Source organism: Bifidobacterium sp. 7101, assembly GCF_000499285.1.
In the GTDB taxonomy this organism is placed as follows: domain Bacteria; phylum Actinomycetota; class Actinomycetes; order Actinomycetales; family Bifidobacteriaceae; genus Bombiscardovia; species Bombiscardovia apis_A.
The window spans coordinates 151,003-169,500 of the sequence record NZ_AWUN01000001.1 but is presented as its reverse complement, the minus strand read 5'-3'; the positions used below and the strand labels follow the sequence as shown (position 1 = coordinate 169,500).

Annotated in this window: 14 protein-coding genes; 9 read left to right on the top strand and 5 right to left on the bottom strand. The window is 53.8% G+C overall.

Annotation, left to right across the window (positions count from 1 at the left end; translation table 11 throughout):
- The first annotated feature begins 347 nt into the window (after nt 1-347).
- The gene (locus P272_RS0100610; protein WP_029677638.1) at nt 348-1,118 is read left to right on the top strand and encodes a hypothetical protein; all 771 of its coding nucleotides are present in this window, start codon (nt 348-350) and stop codon (nt 1,116-1,118) included.
- Between the two features lie 875 nt (nt 1,119-1,993).
- Here P272_RS0100610 and P272_RS0100605 read toward each other — a convergent pair.
- A complete protein-coding gene (locus P272_RS0100605; protein WP_029677637.1) occupies nt 1,994-2,890 on the bottom strand; it encodes a hypothetical protein in 897 nt (298 codons plus the stop codon).
- Nucleotides 2,891-3,613: 723 nt separating this feature from the next.
- A complete protein-coding gene (locus P272_RS0100600; protein ID WP_044097617.1) occupies nt 3,614-6,040 on the bottom strand; it encodes a hypothetical protein in 2,427 nt (808 codons plus the stop codon).
- 185 nt (nt 6,041-6,225) lie between these two features.
- Between P272_RS0100600 and P272_RS09200 the strand changes: the two genes are divergently transcribed.
- The 4 genes from P272_RS09200 to P272_RS0100585 all read left to right on the top strand — a co-directional run bounded on the left by P272_RS09200 (nt 6,226) and on the right by P272_RS0100585 (nt 10,144).
- Nucleotides 6,226-6,729 (top strand): hypothetical protein, encoded by a 504-nt coding sequence (locus tag P272_RS09200; protein WP_172636676.1) that lies wholly within the window; start codon nt 6,226-6,228, stop codon nt 6,727-6,729.
- A 28-nt stretch (nt 6,730-6,757) separates the two neighbouring features.
- The gene (locus P272_RS0100595) at nt 6,758-7,072 is read left to right on the top strand and encodes an HNH endonuclease (protein WP_029677635.1); all 315 of its coding nucleotides are present in this window, start codon (nt 6,758-6,760) and stop codon (nt 7,070-7,072) included.
- Between the two features lie 403 nt (nt 7,073-7,475).
- Complete coding sequence (locus P272_RS0100590) at nt 7,476-7,871, top strand: MarR family winged helix-turn-helix transcriptional regulator (protein ID WP_029677634.1); 396 nt, start codon at nt 7,476-7,478, stop codon at nt 7,869-7,871.
- Complete coding sequence (locus P272_RS0100585; protein ID WP_029677633.1) at nt 7,871-10,144, top strand: ATP-binding cassette domain-containing protein; 2,274 nt, start codon at nt 7,871-7,873, stop codon at nt 10,142-10,144. The genes P272_RS0100590 and P272_RS0100585 overlap by 1 nt, the downstream gene beginning before the upstream one ends.
- A 26-nt stretch (nt 10,145-10,170) precedes the next feature.
- On the opposite strand, the gene P272_RS0100580 is transcribed toward P272_RS0100585, so the two are convergent.
- The gene (locus P272_RS0100580) at nt 10,171-10,941 is read right to left on the bottom strand and encodes a GNAT family N-acetyltransferase (RefSeq protein ID WP_029677632.1); all 771 of its coding nucleotides are present in this window, start codon (nt 10,939-10,941) and stop codon (nt 10,171-10,173) included.
- 353 nt (nt 10,942-11,294) lie between these two features.
- Between P272_RS0100580 and P272_RS0100575 the strand changes: the two genes are divergently transcribed.
- Nucleotides 11,295-11,915: an isochorismatase family protein gene (locus P272_RS0100575; RefSeq protein ID WP_029677631.1), complete on the top strand. Its 621-nt coding sequence runs from the start codon at nt 11,295-11,297 to the stop codon at nt 11,913-11,915.
- Nucleotides 11,916-11,933: 18 nt separating this feature from the next.
- On the opposite strand, the gene P272_RS0100570 is transcribed toward P272_RS0100575, so the two are convergent.
- Entirely contained in the window at nt 11,934-12,680 is a 747-nt protein-coding gene (locus tag P272_RS0100570) for an SDR family oxidoreductase (protein WP_029677630.1), read from the bottom strand.
- A gap of 219 nt (nt 12,681-12,899) precedes the next feature.
- On the opposite strand from P272_RS0100570, the gene P272_RS0100565 reads away from it, so the two are divergent.
- Entirely contained in the window at nt 12,900-13,823 is a 924-nt protein-coding gene (locus tag P272_RS0100565) for a glycosyltransferase (RefSeq protein WP_029677629.1), read from the top strand.
- Nucleotides 13,824-13,826: 3 nt separating this feature from the next.
- Complete coding sequence (locus tag P272_RS0100560) at nt 13,827-15,887, top strand: DUF6541 family protein (RefSeq protein WP_029677628.1); 2,061 nt, start codon at nt 13,827-13,829, stop codon at nt 15,885-15,887.
- Here P272_RS0100560 and P272_RS0100555 read toward each other — a convergent pair.
- The gene (locus P272_RS0100555; RefSeq protein ID WP_044097615.1) at nt 15,860-16,846 is read right to left on the bottom strand and encodes a glycosyltransferase; all 987 of its coding nucleotides are present in this window, start codon (nt 16,844-16,846) and stop codon (nt 15,860-15,862) included. The two genes, P272_RS0100560 and P272_RS0100555, sit on opposite strands and share 28 nt — an antisense overlap.
- A gap of 162 nt (nt 16,847-17,008) precedes the next feature.
- Between P272_RS0100555 and P272_RS0100550 the strand changes: the two genes are divergently transcribed.
- Nucleotides 17,009-18,334: an MFS transporter gene (locus P272_RS0100550; protein ID WP_029677626.1), complete on the top strand. Its 1,326-nt coding sequence runs from the start codon at nt 17,009-17,011 to the stop codon at nt 18,332-18,334.
- Nucleotides 18,335-18,498 lie beyond the last annotated feature (164 nt).

Below are 18,498 nucleotides of genomic sequence, written 5' to 3'. Positions count from 1 at the left end.
ACCAAGGACATAGGCGCTCGCCAACCAACCTCATCTATCTTATTTTACCTTCGTCACGATAATGGAGAGAAGCCAATCGATACAGCAGAATAACGACCTTAAATAGCGTTGTCACAATAACTGTGGGTAGCGGTTGGATTCCATACGGAGTAGGGGGGGGGGGGGCGAGAGTAAGGCAATTAACCAACCCGTCCCCGCGCCGCCGAAACTCCTTTTCGTGCGTCTCAAGTTTCCCATTCCGTTTTCTTCCTGTTTTAGCCCGGCACAAGGCTAAGGAACAGTAAAGAGGTGTCAGCAACACCGTTGCTAGACTCACAACAGGCTTTACAAGGCGCTAGCGTAGGAGCATGAACGAAACAAAATCAAACAATGAGAAGAATTGGTGGTACCAGCTGCCGCCAAATAAACCAAAATTTGTCATTGCTATTGCGATTTTTATTATGTTGCCAATACTTTGGCAATGGTTCAAGCATGACTGGAACTTAAACGAGACATTGGTAGATGTCTTTGCCGGAGATATTGACTGGTCTGCATGGTGGGGGTTCGGTACTTTTCTCGTGGCTGTTGGAGCGGCACTTATCGCATTCTATGAACTGTATTCGCAACAGAGTGAATGGAATAAGCAGCGTCAGGAACGTCGCAATGAGCATTGGGATAAAACCAGAGCTCATATCCAGGTTAATCATTTTGTGAAAGGAGGGACGGTATTCGTGAATGTCAGCAATGTCGGGAGTACTTCTGCCACCAACGTGCGAATAAGGCTTAAGGGATACGACGAAACGATGAAACAAACACTGATCTCATTATTAGACGGTGGTGTGGGAACAGACGAAGTGATGACTGGAGGTTTTCGCAAAGATGTGTTGGAAAGAACAATTTTGGCAATTCCCCCGAACTCTACCATGACTTATCTGCTTGGTTTCTACGCTAATATAGATAAATTGAAAGATTATTCTTATGCCCTAGAGGGCACTGTAGAATACAGTGATCTCAATCGGCAAAAATGTCCAAAGGACAATTTTGTTCTGGATTTTGAGTACGGTCGAGGTATGGTTCGACCCAGCAGCGACTTAGAAAAGGTTATAAAATCGCTCCAGGATATAGCTAAAAAATTGTAACTCCAGTAAAGATTAACCATTCGCAAGCACCTAGGGGGGGGGGGCTTACCGGTGGTGACAAGACCGCCGGTGAGCTGGCTTGCAAGTGCGGAGAGTTCAAAATTTTCCAGCCGGATCACAGACTCGATAATGTGGCTCTATCGCTGATCCCAACCCAGAGTTAGGACATAAGTCTGATTTAGACCGCGGAAGATTCCTCTGTCTGCTAGTGTCTTGAAAGGGTCGGTTGGATGGAGCTCAGTACTAGTGAACCCACCTGAATCATGTACGCCACTGAGCTCAACATGGGCATTCGGGAACCATCAGTTACTGACACCAGTGACAGAGAGATCAGTTGTGTCCATCACGGACGCAACCATCCATAGCATTTTATATGACCCCACCCAAGGAACCGCTGGTTCCGGCTTGGACAGCCGTGGATGTGATACCCACAGTTGGAATAGACGGAACCTCAGCCATGTAACTCCGGCCATGTGGCAACTACGTGTGTCATACACGCAACTAGGGTGGCATAAGTCGGACCCATCCCACACGACTAAGCCTCGGACATGGGGGTGGCGAACCACTACCCCCATACAATAGGTATTCAGCTGCGCTTGCCATGAGGTACGGCTCAGCCTCCAAAGCCCCTAGATTCAATCTAGGGCGTCGCTAAGTGCGTCAGCCAGGTTTACCCACATACAGCCTTGCTGATGCTGTACAGCTGAGGCCTTATACAATGGTGTCACCTACCGGATGGTTAGCGAGTTTGATGTGACCACGCAAGCGCTCGGGATTACCGCGCAATACTTGATTGGCTACGCTACACCAAGCCGCACAGGAGCCAACATGACACGGCTGTCAAAGATCCTTTGACAACTAAACGTTAGGTCATCTTAGAAGAGTGCTCCTTGCTCCTCCATGTGCTTGTGGTCGATGACTTTCTCTATAGCGATATACCTAGTCGACAGCTGGTTCTTGGAGTCGAACTTCTTCTCCACCTTCATGATGACCTTATAGGTGTCGTTGGCTCTGAGAGACTCGATGGAATCGAGCACACGCTTTTTGAAAGCGGCATCGTCGATAGACACGTACTGCTTCTTGATGCCATCGGTGATGCGCCATTTCCCGTCTTCCTGGAATGATGGCTGCAATGCCTGAACCACCATCTCCATCTCCGAGACGGTGGTGTCGCTATCGGACACATCGTAGCTATCGATGGCCTCGGCATCCTCCTGAGTGACGGTTTCAGACACATCCGATAGATGAAACTCTATGCGGTCTATGCCGTCGCACAGCGCCGGAGCGGTGGCATCCTTCACCCCTTTGACGAAACCTGGATCGCCTATCATCTCCAAGGATTCCGGGTATGTGCGTTCGATGGTGCCATCTGGGTATTTGACATCAATCTTCGAATCGTCACCTTTGGTATCCTCCACCTTCTTGGGCTTGCCATGATGGAGAATAGCGTTGGATGTCAGTCTGATCCCACCGAAGACGAACGCGCCTATCTCAATCGCGTTCGCAGCTGCACTGGCCTCGTCGCTGGAAAGGAAGGGAACAACATCGTTCGTGATACGTAGGATAAGGTCTATGACGACCGACCCCTCGCTTGTGGCTTTTGCATTGAGTTTGATGCGATAACCAGGATCCACGAGCGCCTGTGCCCTCTCGAAAGACAGTGACAGCCCCACCAAGGCAGGCCCCAACTGCCTCACATCAATCTCGTGATTCCGCAGAGCGTCGCCTTGATAGTGTGCGGTCATCCTGGCGACTGAAACCGGTTCTGACATTGTTTGCACCATATATCCATAATCACATAACATGCGAACAAACTTGCTTTGGTTCCTCAACTAAGAGACCGGTTTTGCAAAGGTTTAAGCGTCACCATTTTTCTTGCTGATGCAACATCGTAACTGTTTAAGATATGTAATCATGCCCTATTCTAGCGAGGCTATCTATATCCGGAGTTGTGTGATTTGGATAGCGGAAGTTGCGTCACAAATGACACGATGCAGTAATTTTCGAATATCCACAGAACAGATTGTTACGAAGGAACATAGTTTCTTATTGTTTCCGAATGCATCCCAATAATCGAGACAGAAGTGACCCAACTGATTCACAACCGTGGCGCTCGCGAGCGCTTCCCTGCCCCCCGTTCGGATGCATAGCCTTCCTGTGGGGTATCATGGTAGTGTCTTTCAAGGCCGTTGGGGTACTCACAATACCTTGACTTAGGTGGTGAATTAGGTGGTTTGCCGGTTTCCTGATTCTCTGTAATCCCGTTAGGCAGCAGTGTTTAGTGGTTGTTTAGGTTGGTATCTCGTATCCTCCGCCAGCAGGGGGTTTTGGGGTTCCAAAACCCCTTTTTGCTACTCACCTCCACGACCTCACTGTGATCGACAATGGTCAAGCTAGCAAAAATTGACGTCGCATCCTCGTTTCCCAAGACAGCAATCCGCGGAATCCGATGCTTGCACATCTCGGCATGATTCCCACCCCAGCGCCGTCATTGATCAGGCCGACCCAACATCACCTTTCGTAACTCTCGCAGTCTCCTTTGAGCGACTTTTCTGATTAATAAGCTTCGCCAATTCCTTTTCGCAGTTACGCATGTATTCCAAGCTCTTCTTAAGACCGGAGAGCTCTTTCTTGGTATCCTTCTTCTCAGCCTTGTCTAGGTCCTTATCTTCAGAACGCATAGAGAGAACCTCCTGCTGAATTTCCGTTCGTTCAATCTGATCGAGCAAGCCTTGTCGGATCCGTTCAATCGTCTCTGGCTTCATATCGGCTTGAGCGAAGTCGGATTGGCACAATGTTAGGAGCTTCGAACATTCGTCGAGGGCAAACGCTCCCTTGGAATCAGTGAGAAGCGAAGCAACAGCAGTTACCCCACTACCACCGACCAAACCCAAGACTGCACCACCACCAGCGATTATGGCTGTGCCGCCTGCCATACCGAAGCCTCCAGCAGCCAATGCACCACCGCCAACCGCTGCAAGGCTCGCACTGGTAAGAGCAGCACCAGATAGGCCGGCAACAGCCGATCCGGCAAACAACGGAGCTATGACTGGCGCTATGACCGGCGCTAATGTAAACGCTGCCCCTCCCGTAGCAACCGCAATCGCGGCAGTCCCCGCAGCACCGACAATTTTTTTGGTTCGGCTACCATTCAATACGCCGGCATTCTTATTCAGCGCCTTGGCGGTCTGCTGCACAGGAGATTTATCCGAATCGCCGCTTACGTCACGCCATAATTCTTCGAGAATTTTTGAATCAAATTTTGGGCGTTTAGTTCTCTTGATCGAGGAGTCCGGCCCTCCCTCAGGATTCTCTGACTCCGTTTCAAAACGATATAGGTCATACGGAGCGAACCGCGCAAGTTCAATCAGAACCAAGGCTTTCCATGTGTCCCCGTCCCGCGCAACAAGTTCTTCAATTCTCCGTTTCACTTGCCCGCGATTAAGGAGATCATAGTCATCAGGCAGGTTTCCAGACCACCTGTCAAACCATTTTTCCTTTTCTCTCCGATCCACTGCTCTACTTCGATCTATATCCTCACAAAGCGCCAACCGCTCTATCGAGAACAATACAGATAGATGCTCCGGCTTCAACGAGAGCATTTCCATTGTCATCCGATCGGCCGAATCGTCGTTTTGCCGCCGCTGCCTGTGGCTTGCTCTTCGTTCCCATACCGTTTTGACATCCACACCTATTGCGAAAACCAGACGAGTCACACCTACATAGTTGATTTTCAGCAGGAAGAGCTTGCCATCGAATCCCCCTACTAGAATCCCGACCAAGGCGGCCCGAATAGCGGCATCCGCTAGATCCACTGCAGTAAAGGTAGCCGAAGCAATGGATACCATGCGGACTACTCTGGAATTATTGAATGGAAGGACCACATCCATATCCAGCTGTGACAGGTCGTCCAAAGAGTCGACTTCATTGTTTTTCATCTCCAGATAAAGATGATGAAGAAAATAGCAGCCCCGTGTCAGGCACTCATTCAGCAACACTGGAAGCGCCTGACGCCCCAGTACATGCACAATTCCGATTTCGGTTCGCAGGTTAAACCTACGAAGGACTTTACGACCTTCATCATCAACTTGAGCGAATAAGGTCCCATTGAACATCTTGGAAAGAAGTTTCCGTAACCCCATGCCGGAATCCATGGCATTTTTAAACACGGGCAAGGCGGACAATTCCTTAATAATAGAAAGAAAAGGCCCAGGTACCCCCGTGCCCTGACCGGGATTCGAACTTGACCCCGGCGCGTCTGACGCCATGTGAAAGAACCATCGCACCGTGCCTAGGAACAGCTTTTCGCAGACGGTATCGCCGATCAAACCTTCCTTAAACCATCGTTCTTCCACCGGGACTGCAATGAAATCTCCGTTTTGATTGGTGCCGTATACCTTTCCTGTAAATTGAGTGAGTATCGAGAACACCAATCCTTCAAGGGAGAAGTGGTGAGAAAAATCTCTGAGATGATGTTGCAAACCGCCGCCGAATTCGGCCGTGTACTTATCGCCAACAAAAGGATATTGATTTTCTAGGAATTGAATGGCATCACGCAGGGACTCTCCTTTAAAACCAGAATGCTGCTTTGCCACCCAAACCACGAATTCATTGACTTTCTCCGAACCCCACTCGTTCGCCTTGTCCAGAGAGAACTTGCCAACAAAAATCGAATCACATAAACCCGCGACCACTCCACAAGCCGCAGCGATCTTGTAATCAAGCTGCGCGTCATCTTGCACATGGCCACTTGCAGGGTCTTCTTCAATGGATTCCACATAGATTCCATCACCAAAATCTTCGGTTGTTTTATCAGCGTGGAATCCAGCCTCTATTCCTTTGTCATCAGCAAGCTCCAGCGAATACTCAACAGAGACCAAATCACCACCGTGCCGTGGCGAAAGCTCCAACTCCCTTGCCATCCGTCCCTCTCCCTCCACAGTGCGCATAGAAACAAAGCAATATAGCCAGAATAAAGCAGCAATTGGAACGTCTGCAAACAGTCAACCAGCACTTCCCTCGCTCGTAATTCTCATTTACCCTTGCAGACTTCAAAATTACGTCAGATACACATCCCAGAAGCTTCATAGCCGCTTATCCTGGGAGTATGGCAATGAACGTCAATGTCGCATCACGCCGTCGCAACTGGTCGCGTGAAGAAACGATGATGGCCTTTGCCCTGTACATCGTGCTTGAGCCCAGAGAGTGTGACGACAATGGACTAGACGTACAGCGTCTGGCGTCATTCCTGCATCGCACTCCCGACTCTGTTGCCTTGAAAAGCTGGAACATCGCAGCCCATGACGTCAATCGGAAGGCCCAAGGCAAAGCGGGCATGAAGCATGGCACAAGCTGGATTCCCAAGTCTGGCAATGGTACGCAGAAAATCCTGATGCCTTCATGGCGGAGTGCCTCGATTTGCTCCAACGTGCACTCCTGCAAGCGAACAAACAACATTTCCACCCAGCACCGTTGGCCTCCGACCGATATTCCCCGCTCGAAACCGCAACAAAGCTCCTGCTTCACAAGCCCAATCCCGAAGGCGGCGAGCGCGAAGCGACCACGATTCAGCGGATCAACCAGTCGTACTTCCGCAATTCACTGCTCTTGAACTACCGGTACACATGCTGCATCACCGCATGCAGATACCTTCGATGCTGATTGCCAGCCATATCAAACCATGGAAAGCATCAACCCCGACCGAAAAAACCGCCGCATCGAACGGCCTGTTGCTCAATGCATTCCACGACCAAGCCTTTGACCAAGGGCTTATCTCCATCGACGACGATTACCGCATCATGGTCAACCACGACAAGGTAAGGCACTCACCGATCAACGATCAATGGCTCTATGCCTTCGAAGACCAGAGAATCACGTTGCCATCGATCAGCCGACCCTCGCATGAATTTATCGAGTATCATCACAAACACATCTTCCTTACCGATGCGGCATAGCCACAGGGACAATCCCCTCCCTTACACGCTTGGCGCTACCCGGAAATATTGGGCAAACCGTTCCCCGCCTTTTTCTTCCAAGGCATTGATTATGTCCACAGGTTGCTCTGCCAGCCTGAAATCCATAATGACCTGTTTCACCGCATCACAACACGCTGTATGAGCGGAGGATTAAGCAGCCAAGTACTTAAGCGATCCATGAAGCGCCCTGTCATATTTCAACGAAACAAGGCCAAATATGAAGCAATGACATCCTCCAGCATGCCTAACTTCATCATCTCAATGCAGCCAGACAAGGCAGAAGCTAGAGCGCGTCAAAGCCTCTCGGGAGATTTATAGTTTCCAATATGATATAGTTTCTATTATGAAATCAAATAAATCCTCTTCTCTTTATAACGCTCTCATGTATCTGCAGTGCGAATTCGTGGCAGAGCGCAACAGAGTCAACCCAGGAAACATCACCTGGCAGCAATTCGACATCCTGACTGTTCTACGCACCGGAGCCTTCATGCCCTCACAGATTGGTCAGCGACTCGGTATAACCCGATCCAAGGTCTCCAAGAACCTGAGCACGCTGCGCGATCTCGGATACATCAAACAGACACACGATACCCGTGACCGGCGAGAGCTGGAGACCAGCCTGACACAGGACGGTCGGGACATGCTCGACATCATCGATCAACAGCATAAGACCCTTGAGGAGGATGCCAGACAGGTCTGGTCCGAGGACGAGCAGGAAGAGTTCACTGCTCTTGCCAACAGGCTCATCGCCAAGCTGCGCCAGGAGCGGATCGCCTGATGAGGACAGAATCCATCCTTATTGATAGGGCCTCCACGCACAATCTCAAGCAAGTCTCGCTGGCCATACCCAAACGGGCCATCACCGTGGTCACCGGCATGTCAGGTTCAGGAAAGTCATCTCTGGTATTTTCCACGCTAGCAGCCGAGTCACAGCGCATGATCAACCGCAGCTATAGCTCCTACATCCAGCAGCTCCTGCCCAAGTATGAGCCCGCGGAAGTCGCCCGCATCGATAACCTGCCCTTCTCCATAGTCGTAACCCAGAAGCAGCTCTCGGGAAATGCCCGCTCGACCGTGGGTACCTACACCGATATCTACACCGCCCTACGCCTGCTGTTCTCCCGTATGGCCCAGCCCTTCATCGGGTACTCCATGACATATTCCTTCAACAATCCTGCGGGGATGTGCCCGACCTGCCAGGGACTGGGAACTGTGCGCACTCTGGTGCTTGATCGCCTGCTCAACATGAATCTCTCGCTGAACCAGGGAGCCATCAACTTTCCCACCTTCCAGCCGGGCGGCTGGAGACTGACCAGGTATACGGATTCAGGCTATTTTGACAACGACCTGCCCCTACAGGAGTGGGACAGAGATGACCTCGACTTCCTGCTCTACGGCAAGAGGCAAAAACCGGCACACCCTGGCCCCAACTGGCACAAGACAGCCATGTATGAGGGATTGGTGCCCAGGATCACCAAGACCTTCATCAACCAGAGCAACGACAAGTACCAGCATGAGCTGGAGGAGGTTACGCGGATCACCCAGTGCCCCGACTGCCAGGGGGCCAGAGTCAACGCCAAGGTGCGCTCAGCCAGGATCGGCGGACTGAACATAGCTGACTGCTCCGCCATGAGCGTGGCAGACCTCCAGGAATGGCTCGAGAAGATTCATGACGATCAAGCTGAGACTATTCTGCAGGACCTAATGCGCAAGATGGCCAACCTGATAACGGTTGGTCTGGGCTACTTGAGTTTGGAACGCGGCACCTCCACACTTTCCGGAGGAGAGGGACAGCGTCTGAAAATTGCCAACTGCCTGAACAGCCCCTTGAATGACGTCCTCTACATCTTCGACGAGCCAAGCGTTGGCTTGCACCCCCATGACCTGACTGGTATCAAGAAAATCTTTGAAGGCTTGCGAGACAAGGGCAATACGGTAGTGATCGTGGATCATGACCCCGAGCTCATCGCCATTGCGGACCATATCGTCGACATGGGGCCAGGGGCAGGCAATGAAGGCGGTCGGATCGTCTTTGAAGGGAACTATCAGTCTCTGCTGAGAAGCGGCACAGCAACCGGCAGATCCCTGGCAGATCCAGGCATGGTAAATGAACCATCGGCGCCTTCGCATAGCTTCTATACAATAGACAAGGTCACGGCCCACAACGTCAGAGAAGCCCACGCCAAGGTACCCCGGCAAATGCTGACTGCGGTGACCGGGGTGGCCGGCTCAGGTAAGAGCACCCTTATTAAGGAAGGCTTCATGGCTCAACACGAGGCCTTACTCCTGGATCAGAAACCAATCAAGACCAGCGGACGCTCCAACCTGTTGACCTACTTGGGTGTCTTCGACCCGCTGCGCAAGGCCTTTGCCGAGGCCACAGGCGAGTCCCCCTCGCTCTTCTCATTCAACGCTGCCGGAGCCTGTCCGGTCTGCAAGGGCAAGGGGGTCGTCACCCTGGATATTGCCTACATGGGCGACACCAGCACTATCTGTGAAAGCTGCCATGGAACCAGATATTCAACGCAAGCCTTGTCTGTCAGATACCGTGGTCTCAGCATCGCCCAGGTGCTAAAACTGACTGCCAGCGAGGCCATGCACCAATATCGTGAAGTGCTGGGGCCAGCTATGAAGGCCCTGGAGGATGTGGGTCTGTCTTACCTATCCATTGGGCAGGCTCTTGATACGCTCTCCGGCGGTGAGCTGCAACGCCTCAAGCTGGCCAGGCTACTCAAGGATGGGATTCGCGAGACCCTGATTTTGGATGAGCCCACCAGCGGCCTGCATGAATCCAATATCCTGGAGCAGATTGTGCTCCTACGCAAACTCATCACCAACAAAGGACTCACTATTATCGCCATAGAACATAACCTGCGCTTCATCGGCCAGGCCGACTGGGTGATCGATATGGGCCCGGGAGCCGGAAGCGCAGGCGGAAAGGTGCTGTTTGAAGGAACTCCGCCTGCGCTGATGCGCCGCAATGACACTCCTACAGCCCGAGCCATGAATGCCTATTTCGGTCTCATCAAGGATGCCGCGGCGCAACCATAAGCGGCTACATTCAGATCAACAATCGTTCAGCAATCTTGCAGACGGCGCTTCTGCCTGCCCTGCTGATCGAAATTGTCATCATCCAGCCAGGTCTCCAACCGCTCTTTTACTCTCGGCCATTCACTGTCCAATATGGAAAACCAATCCGTATCCCGAGTACGGCCCTTGTAGACCATATCGTTCCTGAACCGGCCTTCAGCCTTGAATCCCAGCCTCAGCGCTGCCGCCCGTGAGGGCGCGTTGAGGCTGTCGCACTTCCACTCGTATCGTCGATAGCCCAAGTCCTCGAAGACATGCCTAGCCATCAGATACTGGGCCTCGGTAGCCTGCCTGCTTCTTTGCAACTCATGGGTATAGATAACGTGCCCCATCTCGACGCTTCCCATGTCCGCCCGAATCCGCATCAAGGCATACATACCCAACAGGTCCGACGAATGATCAAGGTCCACCGGCTCACGCAAATCCGAATTCTCTCCGCCCGCAAGCTGGCCAACACCGAGATCAGATGCGGACGGCTTACGCAGAATAGCAAAGAAGAGAGGATCCCGGCTTGCCGTCATGGACGCAAAACCTGAGTCGAACGAGGCCCTATCAAGATAGAGGTCATGGCTGCTGTAGGTCATGATGGACTCGTCGCAATCCGGACCAAAAATCCGCTCGTAGAAGGCATCGCCTTGGTTCGCATCCAAGGGCGCCACCAGAACCGTCCTGCCTGTCAACTCGGCAGGTTCCGGCATCATAGCCCCTGCGAACGAGACCGCATCACCGATGGGCTGTCCGAACTCATTGATCCTCATATCCGCATCTTCTCCTTTGGGATGATGCTTGGCTCCGTCTTCGTAATGAAGAGACGGCGCAAAAGAAGCACCCGTCATAACTGCACATAATCCTGGCACTCAGGATACCAAGCAAACACCCTGGAAATCCGCATGGTTACAACCGCGAACGGCCACATTCAATCCCCTTTGTTACCTTGCTGGTCATTTCGTGCACACGATGCAAATTCTCAGACATAGTTGCCCACATGAGCAGAAGCCGAAGAACTGACGGCTCTGTGAGAATTAAACTGATACGTAAGAGGAAATGATCAAGGAGCTTCAACCGGTATTTCCTCTACCTACCGTCAGCATCGACCAAGGGAGTGATCACCATGTCCAAGGCTTTAATCGTCGTGGATGTTCAACCGACCTTCTGCGAAGGAGGTGAACTCGGAGTCGAGGGAGGCAACGCCACGGCCGGCAAAATCGCCGACTATGTCCACAATCATGCCCAGGACTACGCCTACATGGCCACCACCCAGGATTGGCACATCGAACCCGGGTCTCATTGGTCCGACCACCCGGATTTCGTGGACACCTGGCCCAAGCACGGCGTGGCCGGATCACCTGGGGCGGAGCTTCATTCCAAAATCCGGGAGTTGGGCATCACCCATCACTTCAAAAAGGGCCAGTATTCAGCCGCCTACTCCGGATTCGAAGGCATCGAAGACAACACCGATAAAATCCAGAGCAGGGAGGAATTCGCTGCAGCCAAATCATCTGGAGTCACCTTGGCCGATGCCCTGGCACAAGCTGGCGTCGACCAAGTGGACGTAGTAGGCATCGCCGAATCCCACTGCGTCAAGGAGACAGCCCTTGATGCCGCGAAACTGGGCTACCGGGTCACAGTCTTCGAGGATCTGACCGTACCGGTCAGCGAGGATCAGGGCGTTGAGGCTCGAAAGGCCATGGCCCAAGCAGGCATTCGTCTTCTTTCCTCCAACGGCGACTAAGAGCAGCGACAGAGGAATTTACCAGGGCTGGATGGTAGGGCCTACAGTAAACTCCGATACATTGGTATCCTCAGGCTGATCGATAGCGAAGGCCACCACCTGGGCCACCCGTTCTGGATCAATCTGGTAGCTGTCGTAGGTCTTGTTCATATCGGCCAGGGTCTGCTTGTCCGTGATGGTATCCAGCAACTCGGTTCGAATGGCCGCCGGGTAAATGGTAGAGGTGCGGATATGAGTCCCTTCCTGGGCGGACTCCATCCTGAGTACCTCCATCAGATCACGCAGACCCCACTTGGTTGCCCCATAGACCGCTCCTTCCGGGTAGGCCTTGAGCCCAGCCACCGAAGAGGTAGCGATGAACTGCCCGTGACGCTGCCCGATGAACTCAGGCAGGGCCGCAGCAATGCCGTACAGTGCACCTTTGAGGTTGACGTCAATGGTCCGATCCCACTCGTCCACATGTAGGGCCGACAGGGGCGAGTTAGGCATGAGCCCGGCGTTGAGGAAGACCACGTCCACCCCGCCGAACTGCTTCTTAGCGAAAGCCACGAAGTCCTCATTGGCCTGGCGCTCGGTCACATCCAGAGCCATGGAGGCCGCCTGACCACCCGCCTGAACGATGTCGTCGACAATTTTATCCAGCCGATCCTTGCGGCGAGCGCCCAGCACCACCTTGGCCCCTCGCTGTGCCAACAGCCTCGCCGTGGCCTCCCCTATGCCGGACGAGGCTCCGGTGATCAACACCGTCTTATCAGCAACAGTCATAACAGTCCTACCTTTCTTTAATCTTTAATCGGCCTGATGGTACAACCTCGAGTCGCTGGAAGTGCAAGTCTTGCTACATCCAAGTCCAAACCGATAATCGTGACCAAATGCGTGGCATGGGGCTGAATCTACTGAGAAGGACGGGTCAGTCAGAACTGCTCTGGCTGGGCACATGTAGAATCGACGCAGTAATCCACGAAGAAAGGCGGCTGTACTGCCATGAGCGCAAGGAATCAGAGTCACACTCCGTTTTCCCTCCTGATGGCGGTTTATGCTGGAGACACACCCTCCTTTGTTGTCCGCGCATTGGAATCCGACACCATCGAACAAACCCTCATGCCCGATCAGGTCGTCATTGTGCGCGATGGTCCATTGGGCAAAGAACTGGGCCAACTGGTTGATCGGTATCCGGCTGAGTTGAAGAGACAGTTGCTTCAGGCCGATAGGGCCAAGGAAATGCCCGAGTTTACAATCGTGCGTCTGCCAACCAACAGAGGCCTTGCCCACGCACTGAATTTCGGGTTGAAGTCCTGCAAGTACGAGCTGGTGGCCAGGGCGGACAGCGACGACATCTCCCGGCCATCAAGATTCAGAGTTCTCATCCCCCTACTGGCCTCCTCGGGTTTAGATGCCCTAGGCAGCGCCATCCAGGAGTTTTCGGATGACGAACACACTCCCGGTCGGATCCGCTATCTGCCAAGCGGAGGATCCGAACTTCGGGCATATGCCACTCTGCATTCCCCCCTGCATCACCCCAGTGTGGCCTTTCGCAAGACCAGCGTATGCAAGGTGGGCGGTTATCCGGAAGAATCAGGGCGCTTTGAAGATTACCGTCTTTGGGAAACCATGCTGGTCGCCGGCGAGCATATCGGCAATATCAAAGAACCCCTGGTCCTCTATCGATCCAATACGGCTATGTATCACCGCAGAGGCGGCATGCGCATGTTTCGGGACGAGCTGCGACTGCAAAACGATTTTCTGCATGACCGATTCATCGGCCCCATACAATATGTCAGAAACATCCTCATCCGTGCCTGCTACCGTCTGCTGCCCGACCAAGTACGCAGCTGTTTGTATGCCATCATGACCACCCTGCTCAACCGGTTCCATGGGAAGTCGGTGAATGACAGCCGAAAGAAGTGATTCATGCAATCAACCCTGATGACCTGGCAACAATCCTGGCCACTGCTGCTCTTCATCATCGCAGCCCTGTATCTGCCTGGCTGCCTACTGGTGACAGCACTGGGCAACCGTAAACCCGTCTTCGTGACGGCACTCGGCCCTGTGGCCTCCATCGCGCTGGCCGGCATCGATGGCGTACTCTTCCAGCCGCTCGGCATATCCTGGAACTGGCGTTCCTACGGGCTTTCAGCCATAATACTCATTGCCATCATTCTTCTGGCACGCCAACTTTTCAATCATTTTCGTAATTCAGATGGAGTCGGCCGAGAATCCTGGGCACTGACTACCAATGTCGGAAAAACCAAACCTCGATTGAGGCACTTCCTTCCGGCACTTCCGGCAATCATCGGCACAGCACTGGCTGCTTGCAACATCGGCATCAGACTGATGCACGCCGCGCCTTCGCCTGATCAGGTCACACAAAATTACGACTCGGTCTTCCACTACAACGTAGTGGCACGAATTGTGCTCACCGGTCAGGCTTCATCTCTGCATGCTCTTCCACCCATCAGGGAAATTTACCCCATAGCATTTCAGGAGTTCGCTGCCATGGGAGCGATGGCCTACAGACCTGCCACGGCAGTCAGCGCAGTCACCTGCACCTGGCTGGTCTTTGCAGCTCTTATATGGCCGATCTCCATGCTTTTTCTAATCAGAACCCTGCTAGGCAGACATGCCTGGAGCGATCTGCTCGCACCGGTACTCGCCTCATGCTGCGCTGGATTCCCCTTCCTCTTGCTGGATTGGGGCACCTTGTATTCCATGTTCGCCGGTCAGGTCATACTGCCCGTCTTCGTCGCGCTTATCTGGTCCTGGTGTACAGACGGCTGGCAGAAAGGCCGCAGATCCATAGCCGGCCTCGCCTGGATTCTCCTCAGCGTCGTCGCCGTATCCTTCTGCCATTTCAGGGTCATGATGACCGGCGCTCTTCTTGTGCTGCCGGTGGTCCTGTCTTGGCTGATCAGGGCAGGAAGGCAGCTGGCCCAAACCAACAAGCATCGTTTCCACATAGCCGCTGGGGTGTTGACCACGGGATTCCTGATCCTGCTGGCTATAGGCCTAAAGATCTTCCACAATCTGTACCTGCGTGGTCCTGCTAGGAAAATATCTGATCACCTCAACGGCGGACCGGCACAACCCACGGAAGACCTGCCATCCGCCATAGTTCGCTTCCTGCTGGGACAACCCATCGATTCAGGCAACCGTCGGTTGCCGGTCTACTGGCCCCTGGCGCTGGCCCTGATCCTGGCCCTAATCATGCTCTGTCTGCACCACAGCAGAAAGGACATGCTCCTAGTGTCCTCCTTCCTGCTGCTGGGCCTGGTCTTCGTGGCCTGCGCTGGCACCCATGCTGATTGGGCCAAGATCCTTACAGCCCTGTGGTACAAGGATCAACGCCGTCTGTTCTCCGCTTGGCCTGTAGTAGCCATACCCATCATGGACGTAGCCTTGGAGCATGGCATCGCAGCCTTGAAAAGGTATACACCGCAGGCCGAGAAGATGATATCGATGCCAATTATGATGTTGGCAGCCACGGTAGCCGTGCTGATATGCGCCGTGAACCCTCAGTTGGACTCCATGGAGAAGACTTTGGGCTCAACATATGCCTTCGCAGCCAACAACGCCGATGCCCCGATGCTGTCAACTGACGAATTCCTGCTGATGAAGAGAATGGGCCGCCATGTTTCGTCCAGCGAGCAAGTCCTGGCCGATCCATGGAATGGCAGCGGATACATGCTTGCTGTCGGTGGCGCCACTCCCTTCTATGCCCATCTGAACATGAATTGGGACCATGACCATGCCTACGTGGCCACAAACTTCGAACACATAGACTCAGACCCCCAGGTATGCAAGATCCTGACCGAGCATCACATTGACTGGTACGCGGATCTAGGAGGACCATACGTTGCCAACGATCCCCAGCATCAGATCTTCAATGGGCTCCACCCCGTTCCGCAAGCCCTTCAACTGGTCGACAGCCAAGGCCGGGCGAAGCTCTACCGAATCACCGCCTGCCGTCCCTGATCGGCACGGTCGATCAGTGCCTGGACCTCGGGTTCCTGGGCAAACAAATCATGGTTGCTGCCAGGGCGTGTAGCCATGCCGGCTTTTAATCCTCGAGACAAGCAATGCAAGATCAGACGACGATCGTGCGCCCTGATGAAGGTAAGGAGCCACCGTCTGCCAGTAGCAAGGAGCAGTGCCAGAAATTCAATCGTTGTGAAATTGTCCCTGCTGAATCGGAACATCCATATCTTGTTACGCACCTCGTAAAAGAAGCGAGAACCCGGGTCGGCATCGCTGGAGCCGAAGACCTTGGTCTTATGCCATACCCGACTGGCAGGAACGTAATAGCCGATACCCGTTTTCAGCAGTCTGGAAGTGAATTCGAAGTCGTCATTCCAAAGAAAGAAGGCAGCCCGTGGCAGGGTACCTGCAGCTTGGATGGCCTTGACGTTCACCAGGCAAGAGACGAAGGACAGAGAGCGGACCTGGTAGGCATGGGCGCTGGCCTGCAACTGCGGTCTGCCTCTTCTAATCGACAGACGTCGACGGGGCTTGTTCATCCCATGCACCCTGCCGTCGACCCACACAGCCTCAGAGCCCAAAACGGCCGGCCAGGATCCGTTATCGGCGTAAGCCTCGGAGGCAGCATTAAGCAAACCGGACAGCGCATTAGGCTGCGGCACCACATCGTCATCCATCAACCACAGGTAGGCCTCACGCTGAGGAGGAATCTTCGCCAGGGCCGCCGCCATACCAGCCACAAATCCTCCTGCACCGCCCATATTGTGATGCAAACGAATCAAGTCAGGCTTCAAGGGGTGCGACAGGACCACGTCCACCGGTCCGTCCTCGCTGGCATTGTCTACGACAAGGACTTGATCGGGCTTGCGGGACTGGCCACTTATGCCATCCAGGCACTCCTGAAGGAGTTTGGGGCGGTTGTAGGAGACAACAACAGCGACGACGAAAAACCTCATAGTCTGCATTGTAACGATAGGTGGGGGTCGAATATTGAACTACAATTAGTCCTTAAATTCCCCATAGTGGACATTCATAGTAGACGAGCCACAGATCAATGGGAGCATACAAACCAAGCAGCAGTTGGCCAGTCCCGATTCCACAAGAGGAAGGTCGCAGTCATGTCGACGACACCGACACAGCCCTCATCGCGAAAACAGGCAGTTTATCCCTACCTGATCGTGCTGTCGGGCATCGTCTTCACGGCCATCCCGGTATCGCTGGTCTGCAGTTGTGCAGGCATCTTCTTCACTCCTGTCAGCAGCTACTTCCATGTTCCCAAGGCCACATTCACCGCGTATTTCAGCATATTCAGCATCACCATGGTCATCTTCCTGCCAGTGGCCGGATGGCTGATGCACCGCTACGATCTGCGCGTCGTCCTGACGGCAAGCACTATCCTGGCCGGACTGGGCTGCCTGGGCATGTCCCGATCATCCGCCATGTGGCAGTTCTATCTATGCGGAGTTGTTCTGGGAATCGGCATGCCGGCCATCCTCTATCTGTCAGTGCCGACGCTCATCAACGCCTGGTTCCGCAAACGGGTTGGATTCTTCATCGGTCTGTGCATGGCCTTCACCGGCATAGGCGGGGTGATCTTCAACCAGATAGGCACCATGATCATCAGATCCGCCCCTGATGGATGGCGGCGGGGGTACTTGGTCTTTGCCATTCTCATTCTGGTGGTCACCCTGCCCTTCACCATTTTCGTCATTCGCGGCACGCCCGAACAAATGGGCCTGCATCCCTATGGCGCCACCGAGAATGAGTCTGCTGCAGCTGAGGCGGCCACCAATAGCGCAGGCTTCGGGGGTGAAGACAAAAGGAGACCAGATCCTGCAGCGTCGACCGTGGGTATGACTGCTTCCCAGGCCTTGCGCTCCCCCGCCTTCTGGGCGTTGGCGCTTTTCTGTGGTCTGATCACCATGAATCAGACCATCTACCAGTTCCTGCCCTCCTATGCGGCATCCCTGCCATCCATGGCGGCCTACACGGGACTGATCGCCTCGTCCTGCATGGCCGGCCAGGCTATCGGTAAGATCATCCTGGGCATGGTCAACGACGGCAGCATCGTGGGCGGTCTCTGTCTGGGCGTCAGCGGTGGCATTCTCGGCGTCTGTCTCATGGTCGCCTTCCCTGGATTGCCTGTGCTCCTCCTGCTGGGAGCCTTTGCCTTCGGCTTGGTCTACGCCTGCACTACCGTGCAGACACCCATCCTGGTTACAGCGGTCTTTGGCTCGTATGACTACACCAACATCTATGCACGCATCCAGATGGTGGGGTCCCTGGCCTCGGCTTTCGCCGCTCTCTTCTGGGGCGCCATCGCTGACCAGCCCCACGGCTACATCATCATGTTCGGCCTGAGCATCCTGATCATGGTAGCGGCCTTGTTCCTGGGCATCATTCCTCTGAAGGGTACACGAAAGGCGGCCACTCAAACCGCCTGACCGAGTCCTGCGACTGGCGAACTCCGCAACATTCCGCTTTGCATCATGCGCCGACAGGAGGCAGCAGACCGTCGCTACTACTATCTTGGTCACGTTACCGTTATAGGGCCGTCGCAGGCCGCAGAGGAACCAAGGGAGGACGGCGAGGGCCAGGCGCCTGTCAC